Raw genomic sequence first — 18,455 nt, 5'->3', positions numbered from 1 at the left:
CCGATCTCGCGCCGGCGCAGGCCGGCCGGCGGCACGGCCTGCGCGACCTCACCTATCCGCTGGGGCCGGCGTTCCCGGCGTTCGCACCCGGTGAGGAGGCGAGCCGGCGCACCGTCACCACGATCGAGGACGACGGCTACTTCATGCAGGAGTGGCGGGTCATCGAGCACACCGGCACGCACGTCGACGCGCCCGCCCACTTCACCGCGGGCGGCCGGGTCTCGACCGAGCTGCGCCCCGACGAGTTGATCACCCCGGCCGTGGTCGTCGACATCGCCGCCCGCGCCGCCCGGGACGCCGACACCGTGGTGACCGTCGACGACCTGCGCGCCTTCGAGCGCCGCCACGGCCGCATCCCGGACGGCGCGGCCGTGCTGATGTACTCCGGGTGGGGCGCCAAGGTGGGCGACCCGGACGCCTACCGCGGCACCGACGCGGCCGGCACCCTGCACTTCCCCGGCTTCAGCCCGGACGCCTGCGAGTGGCTTCTGCGCCGCCGCCGGATCCGCAGCCTCGGCGTCGACACGCTCAGCATCGACCCGGGCAACTCGGCCACCTTCGAGACCCACCTGATCCTCACCGGCGCCGACCGCTACGGCCTGGAGAACCTCGCCAACCTCGATCGCATGCCGCGCCACGGCGCGACCGTCTTCGTGGGCCTCATCCCGTACGAGGGCGGTTCCGGCGGTCAGGCCCGCGTCCTCGCCACCTGGTAGGAGCGGACCCGCGAGCGGAACGCGGCAAGCAGCAGGACGCCGAAGACGATCAGGTTGAGCACCCACCGCGGGTCGTCCAGGTGCAGCCCGTCAGTGAACTCCTGGCGCTGCGCGGCGGTCAGCGGCGTCGTGGACTGCTCGGTCCCGGCGAAGTCCAGGCGGTCGCCGGCGAAGACCAGGTACGTCCAGATCCGGTGCACGAGGTAGAGCCCGGCGGCCGCGACGATGAGCAGCCGCCGGGTTCCGTCGCGCCAGCCCAGGACGAGCAGAACGGGAAAGACCACCAGCTCGGTGGGCACGTTGGCGGCGATCGCGATCGGGATGCTGGGCAGGAACATCGTCACCATGGTCTCGCCGGTGACCGATGAACTGTCCAGAGCGGTGTTCAGCATCAGCAGGCCCACCGCGCCACCGAAGGCGAACAACGCCATCGCCACACAGCCGAGCGCGACGAGGGTGTCCTCCGCCCAGGCGCTCAGGGCCTGCCGCCGGGCGACGCGGTGAGCGACGAGGCTGATGACAACCGCCCAGCCGGCGCCGATCAGCACCGCCACCGGCGCCGGCACGAACTCGGAGAGCGAGAGGCCCTGGATCACCACGACGAACACCGCGGCGAGGGCGAACGGCAAGGCTCGATCGATACGGGTTTCCATGCCGGCCGACGCTAGGGACGAGAAGCTCCGGCGGGGATCTGCCAAAGGTTCTACCGGGGGTTTATCAGTGGCCTATTCCGCACCGGAATCGAGCAGGCCGGCCTCCTGGGCGTGCGTGACCGCCTGCAGCCGGCTCGACGCATCGAGCTTGCGGAAGATGTTGTTGAGATGCGCTTTCACCGTGCCGGGTGCGACGAACAGCGCCTTGGCGATCTCCCGGTTGGAGCGGCCGGCGGCCAGCTCGCGCAGCACCTCCATCTCCCGGGAGCTGAGCGGCTCGGCCAGAGCGCGCGTGACGACCGGAGCCGCTCGGCGTTGCTCGCCGACGGGTGGCACCCACCGCACGGCCTGCACCGCGACCACCAGGGTCAGGAACCCGAACAGCGGGATGACCCACCACTGCCGGTTGCCGCGTTCGATCATCGCGAACGACAGCCCGAAGACGATCATCGCCCAGAGGAAGCACCCGCCGAGCACCGCGGCGACGAGCAGACCCCGGCGGGCCGACGGCGAGCGCGGCCAGGCGGTGAAGGGCAGCCCCATCGCCCCATTATTCAGCGGGCCGACAGCAGGTGGCTGACCTCGGCCGGGCCGTCGGTCAGCGCCAGCGCGCGCTGCTCGGCCTCCTGATCGGCGCCGGTCAGCCGGCCGGTGTGCTGGCGCAGATGCTCGTCCCAGGTGGGCACCACATAGGCCTCGACGATGCGGCCGGGCCGTTCGCCGTCGTGGAACAGGCCCCAGCGGACCGCGCCGGTGCGCAGCCGGCCGCGGCGCACCGCCTCCATGGCCTCGACGAACGCCGCCTCGTTGGCGGGACTCACGGGGTAATCGGCGAGCACCAGGACCGGGCCGGCGTGGTCGTCCGGGTCCCGTTCCAGGTGCGGTTCCGGCCAGTAGACGGCCGGCTCCCGGTTCAGCCCGCTGGTGTCGCGCATCGGCCACCAGCGCAGCGTCACCGCGCCGGCCAGCATCATCGCGGCGGCCGTCAGGTGGGCCGGGATCAGCCCCCACAGGTCGGAGAGCACACCCCAGGCGAGGGCGCCGCCGGCCTGCGCGCCGGCGAAGACCATCTGGTAGACGGCGAGGCCGCGGGCGCGTACCCAGTTCGGCAGGAACAGCTGCATCGCCGCGTTGACGCTGGAGAGCACCATCACCCAGGCGATCCCGGCGGGCAGCAGGATGATCACGACGACGAGCTCCGAGCCGCTCAGGCCGAGCCCGGCCAGGACCGCGGCGAACGTGGTGCTGGCGACCAGCAGCAGCCGGTTCAGCGACCACCGGGCCCGCAGGCGGGGCAGCAGCAGGGCGCCGAGCACCGCACCGACGCCGACGGCGGCGAGCAGGACGCCGTACCCGCCGGAGTCCAGGCCCAGCCGGCGGCTGGCGATCAGCGGCAGCAGCGCCCAGAGCGCGCTGCCGGGCACCAGGAACAGCGCGGCGCGCAGCAGGATCCGCCGGACGACGGGGGAGTGCCGCACGTAGCGGCCGCCCGAGCGCACCGCGGCGGCGAACCGTTCCGGCACCCCCGCCGAGGGCGCCGTCGCGGGCCGCCACCGCCACAGGACCAGCGCGAACACGGCGAACGACAGCGTGTTCAGCCCGAACACCACACCCGGGCCGGACCGGGCGATCAGCACACCGGCCACCGCGGGACCGACCGCCCGGGCCAGGTTCATGCTGATCGCGCCGAGCGCGGACGCCGACGCCAGCTGGGACCGGGGCACCAGCTCCGGGATCAGCGACTGCCACGTCGGCGCGGTCAGCGCCTGCCCGGCGCCGAGCACGAACGTCAGGGTCAACAGCAGGGTCGCCGGCATGTGGCCGGTCAGCGTCAGCATCGCGAGCAGGGCGCCGACCGCGGTCAGGAAGACCTGTACGGCGATGAGCAGCTGCCGCCGGTCGAAGGTGTCGGCCAGCGCCCCGGACGGCAGGGCGAGCAGCACGATCGGCAGGGTGCTGGCGGTCTGCACCACCGCGACCAGCGTGTCGGTGCCGGACTGCTCGACCAGCAGCCACTGGGCGCCCACCGTCTGCATCCAGGTGCCGATGTTGCTGGCCAGCAGGGCCAGCCACAGGTTGCGGTAGACGGTGATGCGCAGCGGAGCCCACGCCGACGGCGGGGTGGCCGTCTGATCAGTGAGCGGCATGCCGTCCGCATACCCGCACAGCGCGAGTCGAACACGTCACTGCCGACCCGGCACTGCGCAGGGCATACGCCCGTGACGACTACCATGTCCGCGATGCCCACGAGGCCGTTCACCGCAGTTCCATTCTTTGCAACGGACGTGAGATGACAAACGCTGATCTGGCCGCCCATCTACGTCGGGCCGGTGTGGCCGACGTCTTGACCGATGCGGCGCACCGTTCCGCGTACGCGAGTGACGCCTCCCTCTACCGGGTGGTCCCGCAGGCGATCGTGCGGCCGCGCCACGACGACGACGTGGCGGCCGCGCTGCGGGTCGCCCGGGAGCTGGGCGTGCCGATCACCGCCCGGGGCGCCGGCACCTCGGTGGCCGGCAACGCGATCGGCCCGGGCCTGGTCCTCGACTTCAGCCGGCACATGAACCGGGTCCTCGAGGTCGACGCCGAGTCACGCACCGCCCGGGTGCAGGCCGGCACCGTGCAGGCCACCCTGCAGGCCGCGGCCAAGCCGCACGGCCTGCGGTTCGGCCCCGACCCGTCGACGCACACCCGCTGCACGATCGGCGGCATGATCGGCAACAACTCGTGCGGCTCGCGCACCCTGGGTTACGGCCGGACCTCGGACAACGTGGCCGGCCTGAGCGCCTTCACGATCGACGGCGAGCGGCTGATCACCAACCCGCTGAAGGGCGCCGAGCAGGTCACCGGCGCGCTGCGCGAGCTGATCGGCGCGAACCTGGCGGTCGGGCGCACCGAGTTCGCCACCTTCGGCCGGCAGGTCTCCGGCTACGCCGTCGAGCACCTGCTGCCGGAGAACGGCTTCAACCTCACCGAGTTCCTGGTCGGCAGCGAGGGCACCCTCGCGGTGATCACCGAGGCGACCGTACGCCTGGTCGCCGACCCCACCTACCGGACGCTCGTGGTGCTCGGCTACCCCGACTTCGGCACCGCCGGCGACATCATCCCGGCGATCCTGGAATTCCGGCCGACCGCCTGTGAGGGCCTGGACCACCGGATCTGCGACGTGGTGCGCAGCCGCCGCGGCCCGGACGCGGTCCCGCCGCTGCCCGGCGGCACCGCCTGGCTGATGGTGGAGATCGCCGGCGACGACCGGGACGAGGTCCGCGACCGGGTGTCCCGGCTGGTCGCGGCCGCCGAGGCGGTCGACTCGCTGATCGTCGAGGACACCGCGAAGGCCGCCCCGCTGTGGAAGATCCGCGAGGACGGCGCCGGCCTGGCCGGTCGCGCCCCGAGCGGGCTGCCCGCGCACGCCGGCTGGGAGGACGCCGCGGTGCCGCCCGCGAGGATCGGCGCCTACCTGCGCGACTTCGACGCGCTGACCGAGCGGCACGGGCTGTCCGCGATGCCGTACGGGCACCTCGGCGACGGCTGCGTGCATGTGCGCCTGGACTTCCCGCTGGACCGGCCGGGCGGCCCCGGGAAGTTTCGGGCGTTCCTGGAGGACGCCGCCGATCTGGTGGTCAGCTACGGCGGGTCGCTCTCCGGCGAGCACGGCGACGGCCGGGCTCGCAGCGAGCTGCTCAGCCGGATGTACTCGCCGGACGCGATGAACCTGTTCCGGCAGATCAAGCACACCTTCGACCCGCGGAACCTGCTCAACCCGGGCAACCTGGTCGACCCGGACCCGGTGGACGCCAACATCCGGGTCTCCCAGGCGCGGCCGGTCACCACCAAGCTGGCGCTGGCCTACCACCATGACGGCGGCGACTTCAATCAGGCGGTGCACCGCTGCACCGGCGTCGGCAAGTGCCGGGCCGACACCACGGTGCTCGGCGGGGTGATGTGCCCGTCCTACCTGGCGACCAAGAACGAGAAGGACTCCACCCGGGGACGGGCTCGGGTCCTGCAGGAGATGCTCGACGGCGACCTCGCCCCGGATTGGCGCGCGGAAGCCGTACACGATGCTCTTGATCTTTGTTTGTCCTGCAAGGGATGCGCGTCGGATTGCCCGACCGGGATCGACATGGCGGCGTACAAGTCCGAGGTCCTGCATCAGAGCTTCAAGGGCCGGGTGCGGCCGCGCTCGCACTACTCGCTCGGCTGGCTGCCGCGCTGGTCGCGGCTGGCATCGAAGATGCCGCGCCTGGCCAACCTGGCGATGCGCCTGCCCGGGATGCGGGGGATCGCGCTCTACGTCGCGGGCGTGGACAAGCGCCGCAACATCCCCGCCTTTGCCGACAAGACGTTCCGCGGGTCGTTCCAGCCGGTGACGACCGGCAAGCCGGTGATCCTGTTCGTGGACAGCTTCACCGACCACTTCTCCCCGGAGATCGCGAGCGCGGCGGTGGACGTGCTGGTCGACGCCGGTTACGCCCCGCAGGTCACCAGCCGCAAGGCATGTTGCGGCCTGACCTGGATCTCCACCGGCCAGTTGGACGCCGCCCGCCGCATCCTCGGCCGCACCGTCGACGAACTGCACGAAGCGGTCGAGCAGGGCATCCCGATCGTCGGGCTGGAGCCGTCCTGCACCGGCGTGCTGCGCCAGGACGCGGTCGAGCTGGTCGACAACGACAAGGCCCGCGAGGTCGCCAAGGCGACCATGACGGTGGCCGAGCTGCTCGCGGCCACTCCCGGGTACACCCCGCCCGACCTCGACGGCGTACGGGTGATCGCCCAGCCGCACTGCCACCACCACGCGGTGATGGGCTGGGGCCCCGACGCGAAGCTGCTCAAGGAGGCCGGCGCGACGGTCAAACGTCTCGGCGGCTGCTGCGGTCTGGCCGGCAACTTCGGCGTCGAACGCGGCCACTACGAGGTGTCGGTGCAGGTCGCCGAGCAGCAGCTGCTGCCCGCCCTGGCGAAGGCCGAGGACGGCGACATCCTGCTCGCCGACGGCTTCTCCTGCCGCACCCAGGCCGACGACCTGGCCGGCGTCCAGGGCAAACACCTGGTCCAACTCCTCCAGGAGCGCCTGCGCCGCTGATTTGCGCGTTCCCACCCGGCGGGGTCTCTCCGGCCGTTACCGTCCGGGTGATCATGCCTGGACGGCTCGCACCTCCCGTCGAACCCATGCGGGCCGTCCCGGTCGGCGGCCTGCTGGAGCCGCGCACCCGGGGCACGCCGCAGTACGAGATCAAGTTCGACGGTTCTCCAGAGACTCTGAGATGTCTCAGGTGAGCCTCGACCAACACGCGTATCTGGTCCTACTCGAGCGCCGTTGAGCGATTGTCATGCTCATCGATTGCTCGCGAGGTCCCCGTGTACCTCTTCTTCACAGACGTACAGAAAACCCGCTCCGCCGGTGACGTTGCTGGGCTGAGCGCAGCTGATGTCGGCGAGGTGCTCGAGCGATCGACGCCGGTTCCGGATACGCCGGTGCTGTTGTCGGAGTCGATGTCGCCGGTCGAGCCGTTGTGCAGCTGGTTTCGGGAATTGAGTCTGAACCGGCGCAGCGTCAAGACGATGCGCGCTTACGCGTACACCGCGTTGATGCTGCTGCGATTTCTCCGGGCGAGGGACCTGGACCTGAGTTCGGCTACGGAGCAGGACGTCTTGGAGTTTCGGCGGTGGCGGCTCGACGACGGCGGCGAGACTGTCAGCGAAGCTGCCTGGGACCGGGACGCGGCGGCGATCGGTTGCCTGTACGACTTCCTGGTACGTCAGGGTGTGGTCGCGCGGCGGCCATGGCGCAGTTCGCCGCGACGGCAGACGTCGCTGGCGAGCGGGACGCGCCGTGACCTGCGGGTCCGGCATATGGAGTTGCAGCAGTACCTGCACCTGCGTGACGTCGGCTTCGGTGGGGTTGCCTCGGACGGCGGCGTGGACGACACGTTCCGGGGGTGGCGGCCTCATCGCAATCGCGCGGCCTGTGAGCTGGCGTTGCTGACTGGGATGCGGCTCCAGGAGTGGTCGACGCTACTGTTGCCTGAGCTTGGGTTGACCGATGGCCGGTCTCGTTCGGCGCACGTGGAACTGGGGGCGTGCGCGAAGTCAGGCCATCCCCGGTCGGTATACGTTCCGGCCGATGCGATGGACCTGCTGCACCCGTACCTGCTGCTTGAGCGAGCTGAGATTGTTGCCAAGGCGCAGAAGTCGCTGCGGCGTGCCCGCCGGGATCTTTTTGTCGTCCGGCGCCTGGAGGCCGACGGGACGAAGGTGTCCGGGACCCTCGACGGCCACGCAGTGACCAGGTCGATCCGCGGCATGGACCCTGGGCTGCGGCGGATCGCGGTACGGGAGACCGGTGACGGCCTGGATCCGCTGGCGTTGTTCGTCGGAACGGGTGGCCGGATGCTGACCGCTTCGGGGTGGGACCGGGTGCGCTGGGCGGCGTGGTCGCGGATGACCGGCCAAGCGGACGCCGGGGTGAACGTCGTCCTGCCGCGCCGCTGCTGGGTCTACCACGATCTGCGGCACACCTTCGCGCTGCGGTTGCTGATCTATCTGACCCACTTGGTGCTCGACGATGACCGCCGAGAACAGATGCCGATGTCGACGCTACTGGACCACATGAGCGGGAATCCGCTGCTGCAGGTGCAGCGCAGACTCGGGCACGCCAGTCCGGCCACGACCTACCGCTACATCCGCTATCTCAAGGACCCGATGCGTGAGGTCGACCAGGCGTTTCAGGACTGGACCGTGGCTGGCGGCGCTACCTACGCCGACATCGCCGGTCAGATGATGACGCCGGGAGGCGCCGATGCCGCGCAGAGGTGAGCACCGGGCCGGGTTCCCGACGGCACGCAGTGTCGCGCCGACGGTGCCAAGAATCGGCGTGCGGCAGGTGGTAGTGCCGGCGACAGGACGGGCGGCGTTGACCGCCGGCACGGTGGTGCTCTCATTTCGGCCTGACGCGTTCCGATGTGCTGGGCTGGCCGCCGAACTCGCCGACGAGTGGGTGGAGTTGGTTGAGGCGAGTCGGTTGGGTGAAGGCGCGGGCCGGGTCTACATCACGGCGATGCGGGCGTTCCTGGGCTACGTCGATGCCGAGGTCACGGACGCTGTGTCGGCGTCCCTTAGCCGTCGCGAGCCGGACCTTCACCGGGCGGTCACCGAGTGGGTGCGGGTACTGCCGTCCCAGCACGCGGCGGGTTCCCGTGCTCCGGGCTGGTATGCCGGCCGGATCCGGGCGCTGGTGGCCCGGCGGGTTCAGCATCCGTCGCGACCGGTTGCCGGACATCTGCACGGGTGGGTCGAAGGGTCGGTCGGGGTTCGCCGCGGTGGGAGCACGGAGCTGGATGAGTTCAGCCGGGCCGACAAGAAGAAGCTGATCCGGGCGGCTGCGGTAGCTCGACTGGCTGCGCAGGCCAGGGTCCGGCACGGTCGCCGGCTGGCTGCCGCCGGAACGGACCCGGCTGTCGGTGGCTGGCTGGTTCGGGAGAATTTGCTGTGGGCCATGGCGCGCGACATGGGCGGCGCTACCGAGGTGCTGGCCCGGCTGCCGCTGCCGGCGTCGTCGTTGCCGCGCTCGTTGCATGATTTGGCGCCGGAGGGGCTGGGCTGGCAGAACAGGGGGCAACTCATGCGGTTCTTAGTGGCTCAGCTGTTCCTGACGAGCATGGACCTGCACGCCTACCGGATTCTGCTGATGGCCGCGACCGGGCGGGCACCGGAGGAGGTCGCGGCACTGACCGAGGACGATATCGAGTTAGGTGCCGGCGGCGTCACGATCGATTTCAGTAAACGTCGCGCGCACGCCCGGATGCGACAAGCGTTCACCAGCGACACCTCACCTGCGGGGTTGCTGCATCCGTCCGGGGCCAGGCTGGACGCCGCCGAGATCATCCGGGAACTGCTGGAGCTGAGCCGGCCCTTGGCGGTGCTGGCCCGGATCTCTCCGGTGCCGCTGTTCCTGCGAGCTTCCCTGGTCGGCTCGTCGCTGCAGGTCGGAGCGATGAACCGGACACGAGGGCAGAACTTCACCGACTGGTTGCGCGTCAATGAGTTGACGGTCGACGGGGTCGCTGACATTCGTCGGCTGCGCAAGTCCGTCAAGGTGGAGAAGACGATCGCGTTCGGCGGCCGCATCAGTGATGTCGCTGATGATCACTCCGAAGCCACCTTCCGCGGCCACTACGCGCACGGCACGACGCTGCGGGTGATCGCGGGCAACGTCATCACCACCGCGCAACAGCGGTGGCTGGACCAGGCCTTGGCGGGGCCGACCGTGCTGGACGAGCAGGCGAGCGAGTCGCTGGCTGACCCTCGGACCGCAGCAGCGCTGGGATTGAGCGCCGCCGAGGTGGAGGCGTTGCGGACCGGACAGCTGGACATGGGCGTCACCGACTGCACGGATCCGTTCGCGTCACCGTTCGGCCGGCCAGGACAGCTGTGCCCGGTCGCTCCGCTGCGCTGCCTGGAATGCTCCAATGCCTTCATCCTGCCGTCGAACCTGCCGCAACTGCTGCTGTTCGCCGATCACCTGGAGCAACTCGCCCTGCGACTCGAGCCCCGTCACTTCCACGCCTTGTGGGGTCAGAGCCGCGCCAACCTCGTCGAAGTGCTGAAGTCCCGCACCGACGTCGAGATTGCCCGCGCCCGGGCGCAGATCGCCGAGGAACGCATCGTGGTGCACCTCCCGCTGTCGAGCCGAGTGGAGTTCGACGCGTGACCAGCCCAGCCGCCGCCGAGGGCAAACCGTCGGCCTTCTACCGCGACGACGAACCGGTGGTCTCGTCACACCCGCTGTTGCCCGGCGCGGTCGTGCCCCGGTTCGGCGACACCCGCTGCTGGGACTTCAACGGTGTGCTGCACAGAGCCCCCAATCACCCACCCAGCGGCGTTCGGGTGTTGTTTCACGACCTGTCACCGTCCTGGAACCTGTTGGCCCGCGAGCTCGCGATGCTGTGGCTCAATCCGCGCCACCCGGCGATCCTAGCTGCCGGCGTGCACCTGCGCAGCGACCCGTTGTCGCCGATGACCGTCACCCAGCGGGTCGCTCGGCTGCGCCCGCTCGCCGCGTTCGGCACCGCTAACGCGCTGCCGACGGACCTGTCCGCCTGGGCCGCTGAGGACTTCCAGACCTACATCCACGACCGCCTGGCGGCCGACGAACCGGGCAGCGTCTGCAACCACGTCGTTCTGATCAAAGCCCTATACCGGCTACGGGTCGCCTTAACGTGTACGGGGATCCCCAGCGATCCGTGGCCCGGCGTGTCGACGAATGCTGTGGTCAACCATCCGATTGTCGCGCCGTTGCGGACCCCGGCGATCCCACCGGACATCTGGTTTCCGCTGGTGCGCAACTGCTGGACCTACATCGACGTGTTCGCCCCCGATATCGTGCGCGCCGGCGCCTACTGGAAGGAGATCGACGCCCGGGCGGTGACCGATCGGGCGGGTGAGGACCGCTTCCAGTCCTGGCTGCGCAGCTCCACGGCCGCGGTGCCGATGCGCCGCCCCCGGTCCGGTGAAGGCCTCGGACCGATGGCGAATCTGCACGTGCTGACCCGCATTCTTGGTGTCTCCCCGTCGTTCTTCCAGAACGACAGAGCTCACGGCCGGCGCCGTAGAGACGCGGTCGAACGGCTCGTCGCCGCCGGTCGTACCCAACCGGGCCTGCTAACCGACCTAGCGCAGGTAACCCGGCCCGATGGCACCCGCGGACCTTGGCACGACGGGCTCGGCTCGCGCGAGCTATGGCTGGAGACCGTCATGCTCCGCAACGCCTGCTTCGTGTTCACCGCTGCCCTGTCGATGATGCGCGACAACGAACTACGCCAGATCACCCGGGGCGCCGTTGTCGACTACTACGGCAGCCCCGCGGTGAAGTCCACCAAGCAGAAACTGGACCCCAGCCTGCCGGTCAAACACTGGTGGATCACTCCGCCCGTGGCCCGCGCAATCGACCTGGCGGGCCAGCTGTCGCTGCACGAGAGCCTCACCTTCGCCGCGGTCAGCGAGCGCCGCCCCGGCGACGGGTTCGCCAGCATCGCCGCGATCGAAGACTTCATCAACCACATCAACCGCTGGCGGCACGTCAGCGGTCTGGAGGCAATCCCGGACCGCAAGATCACCCCGCACATGTTCCGGCGAACCATGGCCCTGCTCACCCGAGACTTTCCCGGCGCCGAGATCGCGGTCGGCATGCAACTCAAACACGTCACCACCCGCGCCCTGGCCAACCGTGTCACCAGCAGCTACATGGACAACAATCCGGCCTGGGCCCGCCACCTGGACGACGCCATCACCCACCGGCGCTTCGACCGGCTCACCGAACTCTTCGACGTCGACACCAGCGGGCAGAGCATCGGTCTCGGACCCGGCGCCGATCGGCTACGCGAGGCTTTCACCGCAGTCCGAGCCCAGGCCGAGCACCTGCGCGCCGCCGGCCAGGCCCGGCGCGGCGACATCCGGGTCGAGCACGACCTGCTGCGTCGCACCCGGATCTCGATCCGCTTCGGCAAACTCAACCACTGCACCATGAACGACGACGACCCCGTCGGCGCCAAATGCCTGGAAGACGCGACCATCCCGGACGGCCACCGCGGTCCGCTGCTTGACCGCTGTCAGCCCGCGCGCTGTGCAAACAGCATCATCGCCCCCGCACACCTGCCGATCTGGAGCGCCGAGCAAACCTCCCTGCACCACCTCCTCGACACCGGCATGATTGCCCCTAACCACCGGCGCAGCATCGAAGCCCAGCTCACCGACGTCAGCCGTGTCATCAACCGGAGCAGCCAGTGACCGGGCACGTATCACCGGCCACCCGACAACGCCTGCGCGAGGCGATGCAACGGCTGTTCGCCGGAACCCCGCGGCACACCGACGGCACGCTTACCAAGAACAACCTCTGGAGAGAGGCCGAGGTCAGCCGGGCCACGATGAACCGCGCCGTCGACATCCTCGCCGAATGGGACGCCCGGGTCGCCGACAGCCCCGTCGGCATCGCTGTTCGCCGCCGCGACGAAGAACTCGAGCAACTGCGTGGCCGACTGCGCGACAGCCACCGGGAACGCCGCAAACTACAGGACCAGCTCGACGCCGCCGCCACCGTCATCGCCGCGCTGCACACCGAAAACACCGCGCTTCGCCGCCAAGCCGCCGACGCCCGCGCCCGTATCGTGCCGCTGGCTCGCACCACAAGCGGTGACCGCCGCCTGCGGTGACTGGCGGGTGACGCTATTCTGGAAGTCGTACTGGTGGCCGAGGCGTCTCGGTCGTTCAGCACCCGCGGTTCACCGGGTATCGCAGTTGGGTTCCGCTGGTCCAGGATCGGTAGGCGATCCGCGCGACGACCTGTGGGCCGGCCAAGTCGCCTCGGCCATCGCCCCGCTTTCGGCATGACCGGCCGGTAGATGGAGATGCGGCTCAACGGCGGCAACTGCTGATGGGGCGAGCGCCGGACAGGCCGCTGCCCACCAGGCCGACCGGGTGCAGCCGTAGGCGCCGACCAACAGCGCCTCGATCGTGCCGTGCAGCCGCCCCGGCCGGGCACCCGCCCGCACACCACCACATAACGGTTGCCAGGGCAGCTGGAACCGGGTTTACATCGTGAGCCGTTCGTGGTGGATACGGGCGCCCGCGACTCCCGCTCGGCGCAGCATCCGCTGGGTGGAAAGCACGGCGGGGTTGGGTCCGACGACGAAGAACGCGGCGTCGCGGACCTGCTCCGGGGTGAGGATGTCCGGGAGCTGTTGAGCCCGGAACCGGCCGACCTGGGTGGTGAACGTGAACCGGCCGTCAGCGCGGCGTTGGTGGTCTTCAAGCAGGGTGCGGTAGTAGGCGTCTTCGGTGTTGCGGATCGACCAGAGCAGGTGGATGCGCCGGTGGGGCAGGTGTCCGGCGGTCAGGCTGAGCAGTGGTGCGACGCCGGCGCCCATGCCGACGAGTACGAGTGGGGTGTCGGCGGGCTGGTCGCTGATGGTGGGGTCGAATCGCCCGAACGGTCCTTCGACGCTGACTCGGGTGCCGACGGGGATCTCGGCGGCAGTGCGGGTGAAGTCACCGGTGCTGCGGATGGTGAAGGTCAGGGTCTCGCGGCTGGCGTCGGTGGCGGAGAACGGGTGCCGTTCGCGGCTGATCCCGGGGCCATCGAACCTGAGGAAGTAGAAGTCTCCGGGCCGGGCGGTGGTCGCCGGCCGGTCGAGGGCGATCGACAGCTGCCGGGTGGAGCCGTTCAGCGCTGTGTTCACGGTGACGGTTCCGCCCAGGTAGGCGTCCGGTGCCACCCATTTCTTCCAGACGTAGATGCCGAAGACGGTCACGGTGTAGAGGTCGAACAGGGCCATGAAGGCGAAGTGCTGGCTGACCCGGTCGATGAGGTGGACGTGCAGCCAGATGAGGGCGATGACGACCAGGTTGAGCCGGTGGATCCACACCGACAGCTGGTGCCGGAAAACGACCTCCAGCCGGTTCTTGATCCGGTGGGCAAGCTGGGAGCGGTCGGTCAGCCAGCCGCTCATGAACAGCACCGAGTAGCAGAGCAGCGCGAGAGCCGCGTAGAAGCCCCAGTTGCCGAGCCGTTGGGCCCACAGACCGGGCGAGAAGGTGTTTTGCTGGTGCAGGTAGGCCGCGCCGATCGCGAAGACGGCGAGCAGCCCGTGTAGCCCGTAGATCAGGGGCAGGCCGACGGCTCGGTCGAGCCAGGACGGGCGGACGCTGAGCAGGACGGCGAGCAGCCACCAGCCGTAGGCGAACACGCCGGCGCTGACGTAGAGCCGCACGGACTGCGCGTCGTTCATCTGCCCGTTCAGCACCAGGACCAGGGGCAGCGGGAACAGGATCGGCAGGCTGTAGAGCAGCAGTCTTTTGCCCATCAGAAGCCCAGCCCTTGCAGCCAGGCGTCGACGTCGGTGCGGGCCTTGTCCGGATCGTTGAATACGTTGACACCGCGTTCAGCGAATCCCTGCAGCACCTCGGCGTCGGGGTAGTACCGGGCGAGGACGTCCAAGGCGTTACCGAATCCGGATCCGTCGTGGGTGACGAACGGGATGACGGTGGCGTTGCCGAGGTCGCGGTCGCGCATGAAGGTCTGCACCACCATGGGCTGTTCGAGCCACCAGTTCGGGGCGCCGAGGAACACGGTGCCGTACCGGTCGGTGTCGGGCACCTCGCCCCGGATCTCGGGGTAGACCCGTTCATCCTGTTCACGCTGGGCCTGGGTGGACGTTTCGTCCTTGCTGGCCGGGTAGGGCTCGGCGGGGACGATCTCGTACAGGTCCCCGCCGACCCGGTCGTGGATGAACCCGGCGATCTGGGCGGTGTTACCGATTTCGAGGTCGAGGTCGGGGTAGTTCTCGCCGGCTCGGGAGAAGAAGACCACCAGGGTCTCGCCGCCGCGCGGGCCGGCGGAGGCCGAACCGGAGCGGGGGCTGCGGACCGGTCGGACGGTCGGGGCGCCGGCACTGGTGGCGTTCCGTTGATCGACGGCCAGCATGCCGGTGAAGGCGGCGGCGCCCGCGGCTACGAGCCCGAGCATCTTTCGGCGGTGCAACGCGATTTCCTCCGAATGCTGATTCGGTCATGCAGAAGGGTTTCGGGACCGGGTTTCCGGTCGCCGCATGCTGCTGTGCGCCGGATTGTTGAATGGCGACGCAGGAGGGCCGGAATTCGCTTGGGGCGGGCCGTCAGCTGAGTTCGACGCGCATGTCGACGGTGTCGGGAAGCGTGTCGAAGACGCTCAGGTCGGACGTGATCTCACCCATCTCGGTGAGGGTGGGCACCGAGACCGTCTCTTCGTAGATGATGGTGATGCTGTCGGCCGGGTTGTAGTAGACGATGTCGCCCGGTTGGACGTCGGTGTAGAACGGGCCCGTCTCCGTGAGCGGCGCCGGCAGTTCGCTGATGTACTCGATACCGGCGTTCCGGAACCAGGGCAGGGTCACCGGAAGCTTGGCGGCGAAGTCCCGGGCGACCTGGCTGTCGTTGAGGTTCGCCGTGATCACCACGTCCCCGGCGGTGATCGTGATGGGCGTTACGGCTCCCGACGGTGCCTCAGCCGCCGACGACGAGTTGCCCGCGGAGCTGGCTGGCGAGGAGACGCCGGGAGTCGCCGTCGGCGTGGCGTCGGGAGTATCGGTGTTGTCGGAGGTGCACCCGGCGAGGGCGACGACGGTGACCGCGGCGATGACTGATGCGATTGCTTTTCTCATGACTCCAGTTGACCGCGAATCGCATTCGGGGAGAAGTCACTGCCTACACACTTACTGCCAGCCCATTGCACCCTGATAGATCTCATGGTAGGCGCCGCCGATTTCAACGAACTGTCTTACGTTATCGAATTCTCAGCACATTCCCAGTAGCAGCTTTGTGGTACGGATTCGGCCGTCGCGTCCTCGGCTTGTCCGGTCAGGGTGTGCGGAGCTCGATGAGGGTGACTTGCGGGGGTGCGCCGACGCGGACCGGCGGGCCCCAGAAGCCGGCGCCGTTGGTGACGTACACCGGCACGCCGTCGACGGTGCCGTAGCCGGACAGGAGCGGCTGTTGCAGCCGGACTACGGCGTCGAAGGGGAACATTTGACCGCCGTGGGTGTGTCCGGAGACCTGGAGGTCCACGCCGTACCTGGCCGCCTCGACGGCCTGGACGGGCTGGTGCGCCATGAGCACGACTGGGCGCGCCGGGTCGCGGTCGGCGAAGGTCTTGGGGAAGTCCGGGGCGTCGCCGTACATGCCACCGGTGGTGTCGTTGACGCCGGCGAGGTCGAGGGCGCCCAGGGCGACGCGTTCGTTGCGCAGTGGCCGCATGCCCAGGTCGCGTACCTCGTCGATCCAGGATTCGTAGCCGGAGTAGTACTCGTGGTCGCCGGTCACGAAGTACGTGCCCTGGCGGGACCGGATGCCACGCAACGGCGCGGCGGCGGCACCGAGTTCTTCGACCGTGTCGTCGACCAGGTCACCGACGACAGCCACGATGTCGGCGTCGACGCTGTTGATGACCTCGACGATGCGTTGCGAGTGGGCCGTCCGGGCGATCGGGCCGAGGTGGATGTCGGAGACCACCGCGAGGCGCAGGCCGTCCAGCGTGCGCGGCAGCTTCGCTACCGGGATCTGCACCCGGTCGACACGCGGCGCGCTCATGGCGGTACGCATGCCGTAGCCGACGATGCCGCCGGCGGTGAGCCCCGCGAAGATCGCCGTACCGCGGGCCAGCAGCAGCCGCCGGTCCGGGTTCGGCACGTCCGGCCGGGTGGTGGCGGTTCCGGCCGTGGGTTGAGTCGTAGCCGGCGTGTCATCAGACGGGCTGTCAGGGGTGCCGGTGGGCGGCGCGGTGGCTGTCGGCGCCACCGGCTTGGCTTCGGTCTGTGTCGCCTGGTGCGAGCGACGGCGCAGCCACCGTTTGATCACCAGCGTCGGCACTTCGAGGATGAGGAGGACCAGCGTCAGGTAGAGGACGAAAGCGAGCCAGATGAATCCGGGCCACGCGATCCAGGGGACGGTTTCGGCGGCCATGGTCACCGGGATGAGCAGTCCCAGCAGGACCGCCGCGACGCTGCCGATGACGCGCGCCCTGAGCGTTCGGGTGGTGTCCCACACCAGTCGCTTCCACAGGTAGCCGGCCGCGAGGCAGGTCAGCACGACGAGCCCGATCAGGATGGCATAGATCATGTGTCCCTCTGCCTGCGATCTTCGGCTTTGACGTTATCGGTGTTCTACCCGGCGATCGCATGCTTCCGGCGCGGCGACTCGCTCGGCCTGCCCGCGACCGCGGTACACAAGGCGGTGGGTCGCCCGGCAGATGCCGAGCGACCCACGGTGGTTGAAGCGCCGCGTCGATGACGGCCGGAGGCTGACCCCGGTGAACTCCGAGGCGGATGGTGAAGGCCGGCCCGCGCCTGTCCGGTGCGGCGGTGACGCGGGGATCAACGTGTATCAGGCACCGAGATTGCGCTTGAAGAACGGGGCCAGCTTGGCGGCCGCCCGCGTCGCGCCCTTGCCGTCGTACAGGTCCATGTGCGTCTTGCCGGGAATGATGAAGAGTTCTTTGTCCTTCGACGCGGCCTTGGCGTACAGCTCGCGGCTGTGCCACAACGAGCCGGCCTCGCTGCCGGCGACGATCAGCAGCGGCTGGGTGATGAAGGTGTCCGCGCCTTCGAAGCCGGTGAACGACGCCAGCGTGCTGGTGCTCGTCATCAGCATCTTGTTGGTCGAGGTCGGGTAGCGGCCGCGGGCGGTCAGGTAGTAGTCGGCGGCTTCCTGAAGGTCGCGGGGCGCCGTGGTGTCGCCGAGCACGGGCACATAAGGCACGTAGACCGGTGAGGCGCCGGCGGCTTCGGCGGAACGCTGTGCCGCGACCGCGTTCAAGGTCTCGATCGTGGCGGATTCGGGTGTGTTGCCTTCCCAGCCCTTGCGGGTTGCCGCGCCGACGTCGACCGCGCTGACGGTGGCGAGGGCCTTGATCCGGCGTTCGGTCATCGAGGCCTTGACCGTGATGCCGCTGCCGGCGCAGGCGCCCAGGGCGCCGATGCGCTCATCATCGACGTACGGCAGCGTGGTCAGGTAGTCGACCGCACTGTAGAAGTCGCCGACGCGCTTCATCGGATCGTCGACGTAGCGGGGCATGCCGCCGCTAGCGCCCTGGTGGGAGGCGTCGAAAGCGAGGGTGACGAACCCTTCGCCGGCGAGTTTCAGCGCGTAGAGGCCGGCCACCTGTTCCTTGACGCCGCCGCCGGGGTGAACCACGACGATGGTGGGGTACCTGCGCCGCTTGTTGAAGCCTTTCGGCAGGTAGACGTTGCCGGACATGGTGATGTCGTTGTTCTTGAACGCGACGCCCCGGACGGTCACGTCACCGATCCGGGTGGTCGATCCGGCGGTGCGCGGCGTGGGATCCAGCGCTGCCGACGCGCTGCTGGGAATCAGCAGGCTCGCCGACACGATCGAGCCACCCACGATGAGGTTGCGGCGGCTCAGGCGGCCCTTGGTCTCGTTCTCGCTCACACCCGGCACGTACCTAATACTGCTACGGCGGATCACTACTTCGAGTAGTTCTGGATCGTTTCCCGGACGTGGTCACGGTTGAGCAGGTGCAGGGTTGGGACGAGGC

Annotated in this window: 14 protein-coding genes; 6 read left to right on the top strand and 8 right to left on the bottom strand. The window is 69.4% G+C overall.

Going from position 1 to position 18,455, the window contains the following annotated elements; genetic code table 11:
- Nucleotides 1-716: cyclase family protein (locus AB0F81_RS43575; protein WP_360208641.1), on the top strand; the 716-nt coding region annotated here is incomplete at its 5' end.
- Here AB0F81_RS43575 and AB0F81_RS43570 read toward each other — a convergent pair.
- The 3 genes from AB0F81_RS43570 to AB0F81_RS43560 form a co-directional block, all read right to left on the bottom strand.
- Complete coding sequence (locus AB0F81_RS43570; RefSeq protein WP_360208638.1) at nt 689-1,369, bottom strand: hypothetical protein; 681 nt, start codon at nt 1,367-1,369, stop codon at nt 689-691. The genes AB0F81_RS43575 and AB0F81_RS43570 overlap by 28 nt on opposite strands.
- 72 nt (nt 1,370-1,441) lie before the next feature.
- Nucleotides 1,442-1,912 carry a response regulator transcription factor gene (locus AB0F81_RS43565; RefSeq protein WP_360208636.1) on the bottom strand — a complete coding sequence of 157 codons (471 nt, stop codon included), beginning with the start codon at nt 1,910-1,912 and terminating at the stop codon, nt 1,442-1,444.
- Between the two features lie 11 nt (nt 1,913-1,923).
- Nucleotides 1,924-3,516, bottom strand: coding sequence for an MFS transporter (locus AB0F81_RS43560; RefSeq protein ID WP_360208634.1), 1,593 nt, complete (start codon nt 3,514-3,516; stop codon nt 1,924-1,926).
- Between the two features lie 143 nt (nt 3,517-3,659).
- Here AB0F81_RS43560 and AB0F81_RS43555 point away from each other — a divergent pair, with 143 nt between their 5' ends.
- The 5 genes from AB0F81_RS43555 (at nt 3,660) to AB0F81_RS43535 (ending at nt 12,579) form a co-directional block, all read left to right on the top strand.
- Entirely contained in the window at nt 3,660-6,455 is a 2,796-nt protein-coding gene (locus tag AB0F81_RS43555) for an FAD-linked oxidase C-terminal domain-containing protein (RefSeq protein WP_360208631.1), read from the top strand.
- A gap of 275 nt (nt 6,456-6,730) precedes the next feature.
- Nucleotides 6,731-8,188: a site-specific integrase gene (locus AB0F81_RS43550; RefSeq protein ID WP_360208628.1), complete on the top strand. Its 1,458-nt coding sequence runs from the start codon at nt 6,731-6,733 to the stop codon at nt 8,186-8,188.
- Nucleotides 8,189-8,246: 58 nt separating this feature from the next.
- Nucleotides 8,247-10,082 carry a hypothetical protein gene (locus AB0F81_RS43545; protein WP_360208626.1) on the top strand — a complete coding sequence of 612 codons (1,836 nt, stop codon included), beginning with the start codon at nt 8,247-8,249 and terminating at the stop codon, nt 10,080-10,082.
- Between the two features lie 176 nt (nt 10,083-10,258).
- Nucleotides 10,259-12,157 (top strand): hypothetical protein, encoded by a 1,899-nt coding sequence (locus AB0F81_RS43540; RefSeq protein WP_360208623.1) that lies wholly within the window; start codon nt 10,259-10,261, stop codon nt 12,155-12,157.
- Nucleotides 12,158-12,201: 44 nt separating this feature from the next.
- Entirely contained in the window at nt 12,202-12,579 is a 378-nt protein-coding gene (locus AB0F81_RS43535; protein WP_360208620.1) for a hypothetical protein, read from the top strand.
- Nucleotides 12,580-12,957: 378 nt separating this feature from the next.
- On the opposite strand, the gene AB0F81_RS43530 is transcribed toward AB0F81_RS43535, so the two are convergent.
- The 5 genes from AB0F81_RS43530 to AB0F81_RS43510 all read right to left on the bottom strand — a co-directional run bounded on the left by AB0F81_RS43530 (nt 12,958) and on the right by AB0F81_RS43510 (nt 18,385).
- Complete coding sequence (locus tag AB0F81_RS43530; protein WP_360208616.1) at nt 12,958-14,229, bottom strand: FAD-binding oxidoreductase; 1,272 nt, start codon at nt 14,227-14,229, stop codon at nt 12,958-12,960.
- A complete protein-coding gene (locus AB0F81_RS43525; RefSeq protein ID WP_360208613.1) occupies nt 14,229-14,891 on the bottom strand; it encodes a flavodoxin in 663 nt (220 codons plus the stop codon). The genes AB0F81_RS43530 and AB0F81_RS43525 overlap by 1 nt, the downstream gene beginning before the upstream one ends.
- Nucleotides 14,892-15,039: 148 nt before the next feature.
- Nucleotides 15,040-15,564: a cyclophilin-like fold protein gene (locus AB0F81_RS43520; protein ID WP_360208610.1), complete on the bottom strand. Its 525-nt coding sequence runs from the start codon at nt 15,562-15,564 to the stop codon at nt 15,040-15,042.
- Nucleotides 15,565-15,760: 196 nt separating this feature from the next.
- Nucleotides 15,761-17,017 (bottom strand): metallophosphoesterase, encoded by a 1,257-nt coding sequence (locus AB0F81_RS43515; protein WP_360208607.1) that lies wholly within the window; start codon nt 17,015-17,017, stop codon nt 15,761-15,763.
- A gap of 264 nt (nt 17,018-17,281) precedes the next feature.
- Nucleotides 17,282-18,385, bottom strand: a complete 1,104-nt coding sequence (locus AB0F81_RS43510) for an alpha/beta hydrolase (protein ID WP_360208604.1) — start codon at nt 18,383-18,385, stop codon at nt 17,282-17,284.
- Nucleotides 18,386-18,455: the final 70 nt, after the last annotated feature.

This window comes from Actinoplanes sp. NPDC024001, assembly GCF_040638955.1.
Lineage (GTDB): Bacteria > Actinomycetota > Actinomycetes > Mycobacteriales > Micromonosporaceae > Actinoplanes.
Note: the sequence above shows the minus strand (reverse complement) of the source record. Positions and strands in the feature narration are given on the sequence as shown.

What these genes read in the sequence shown, in the direction of transcription:
- AB0F81_RS43570 (WP_360208638.1), bottom strand. Translation starts at nt 1,369, where the DNA reads ATGGAAACCCGTATCGATCGAGCCTTGCCGTTCGCCCTCGCCGCGGTG.
- AB0F81_RS43565 (WP_360208636.1), bottom strand. Translation starts at nt 1,912, where the DNA reads ATGGGGCTGCCCTTCACCGCCTGGCCGCGCTCGCCGTCGGCCCGCCGG.
- AB0F81_RS43560 (WP_360208634.1), bottom strand. Translation starts at nt 3,516, where the DNA reads ATGCCGCTCACTGATCAGACGGCCACCCCGCCGTCGGCGTGGGCTCCG.
- AB0F81_RS43555 (WP_360208631.1), top strand. Translation starts at nt 3,660, where the DNA reads ATGACAAACGCTGATCTGGCCGCCCATCTACGTCGGGCCGGTGTGGCC.
- AB0F81_RS43535 (WP_360208620.1), top strand. Translation starts at nt 12,202, where the DNA reads ATGCAACGGCTGTTCGCCGGAACCCCGCGGCACACCGACGGCACGCTT.
- AB0F81_RS43530 (WP_360208616.1), bottom strand. Translation starts at nt 14,229, where the DNA reads ATGGGCAAAAGACTGCTGCTCTACAGCCTGCCGATCCTGTTCCCGCTG.
- AB0F81_RS43525 (WP_360208613.1), bottom strand. Translation starts at nt 14,891, where the DNA reads ATGCTCGGGCTCGTAGCCGCGGGCGCCGCCGCCTTCACCGGCATGCTG.
- AB0F81_RS43520 (WP_360208610.1), bottom strand. Translation starts at nt 15,564, where the DNA reads ATGAGAAAAGCAATCGCATCAGTCATCGCCGCGGTCACCGTCGTCGCC.
- AB0F81_RS43515 (WP_360208607.1), bottom strand. Translation starts at nt 17,017, where the DNA reads ATGATCTATGCCATCCTGATCGGGCTCGTCGTGCTGACCTGCCTCGCG.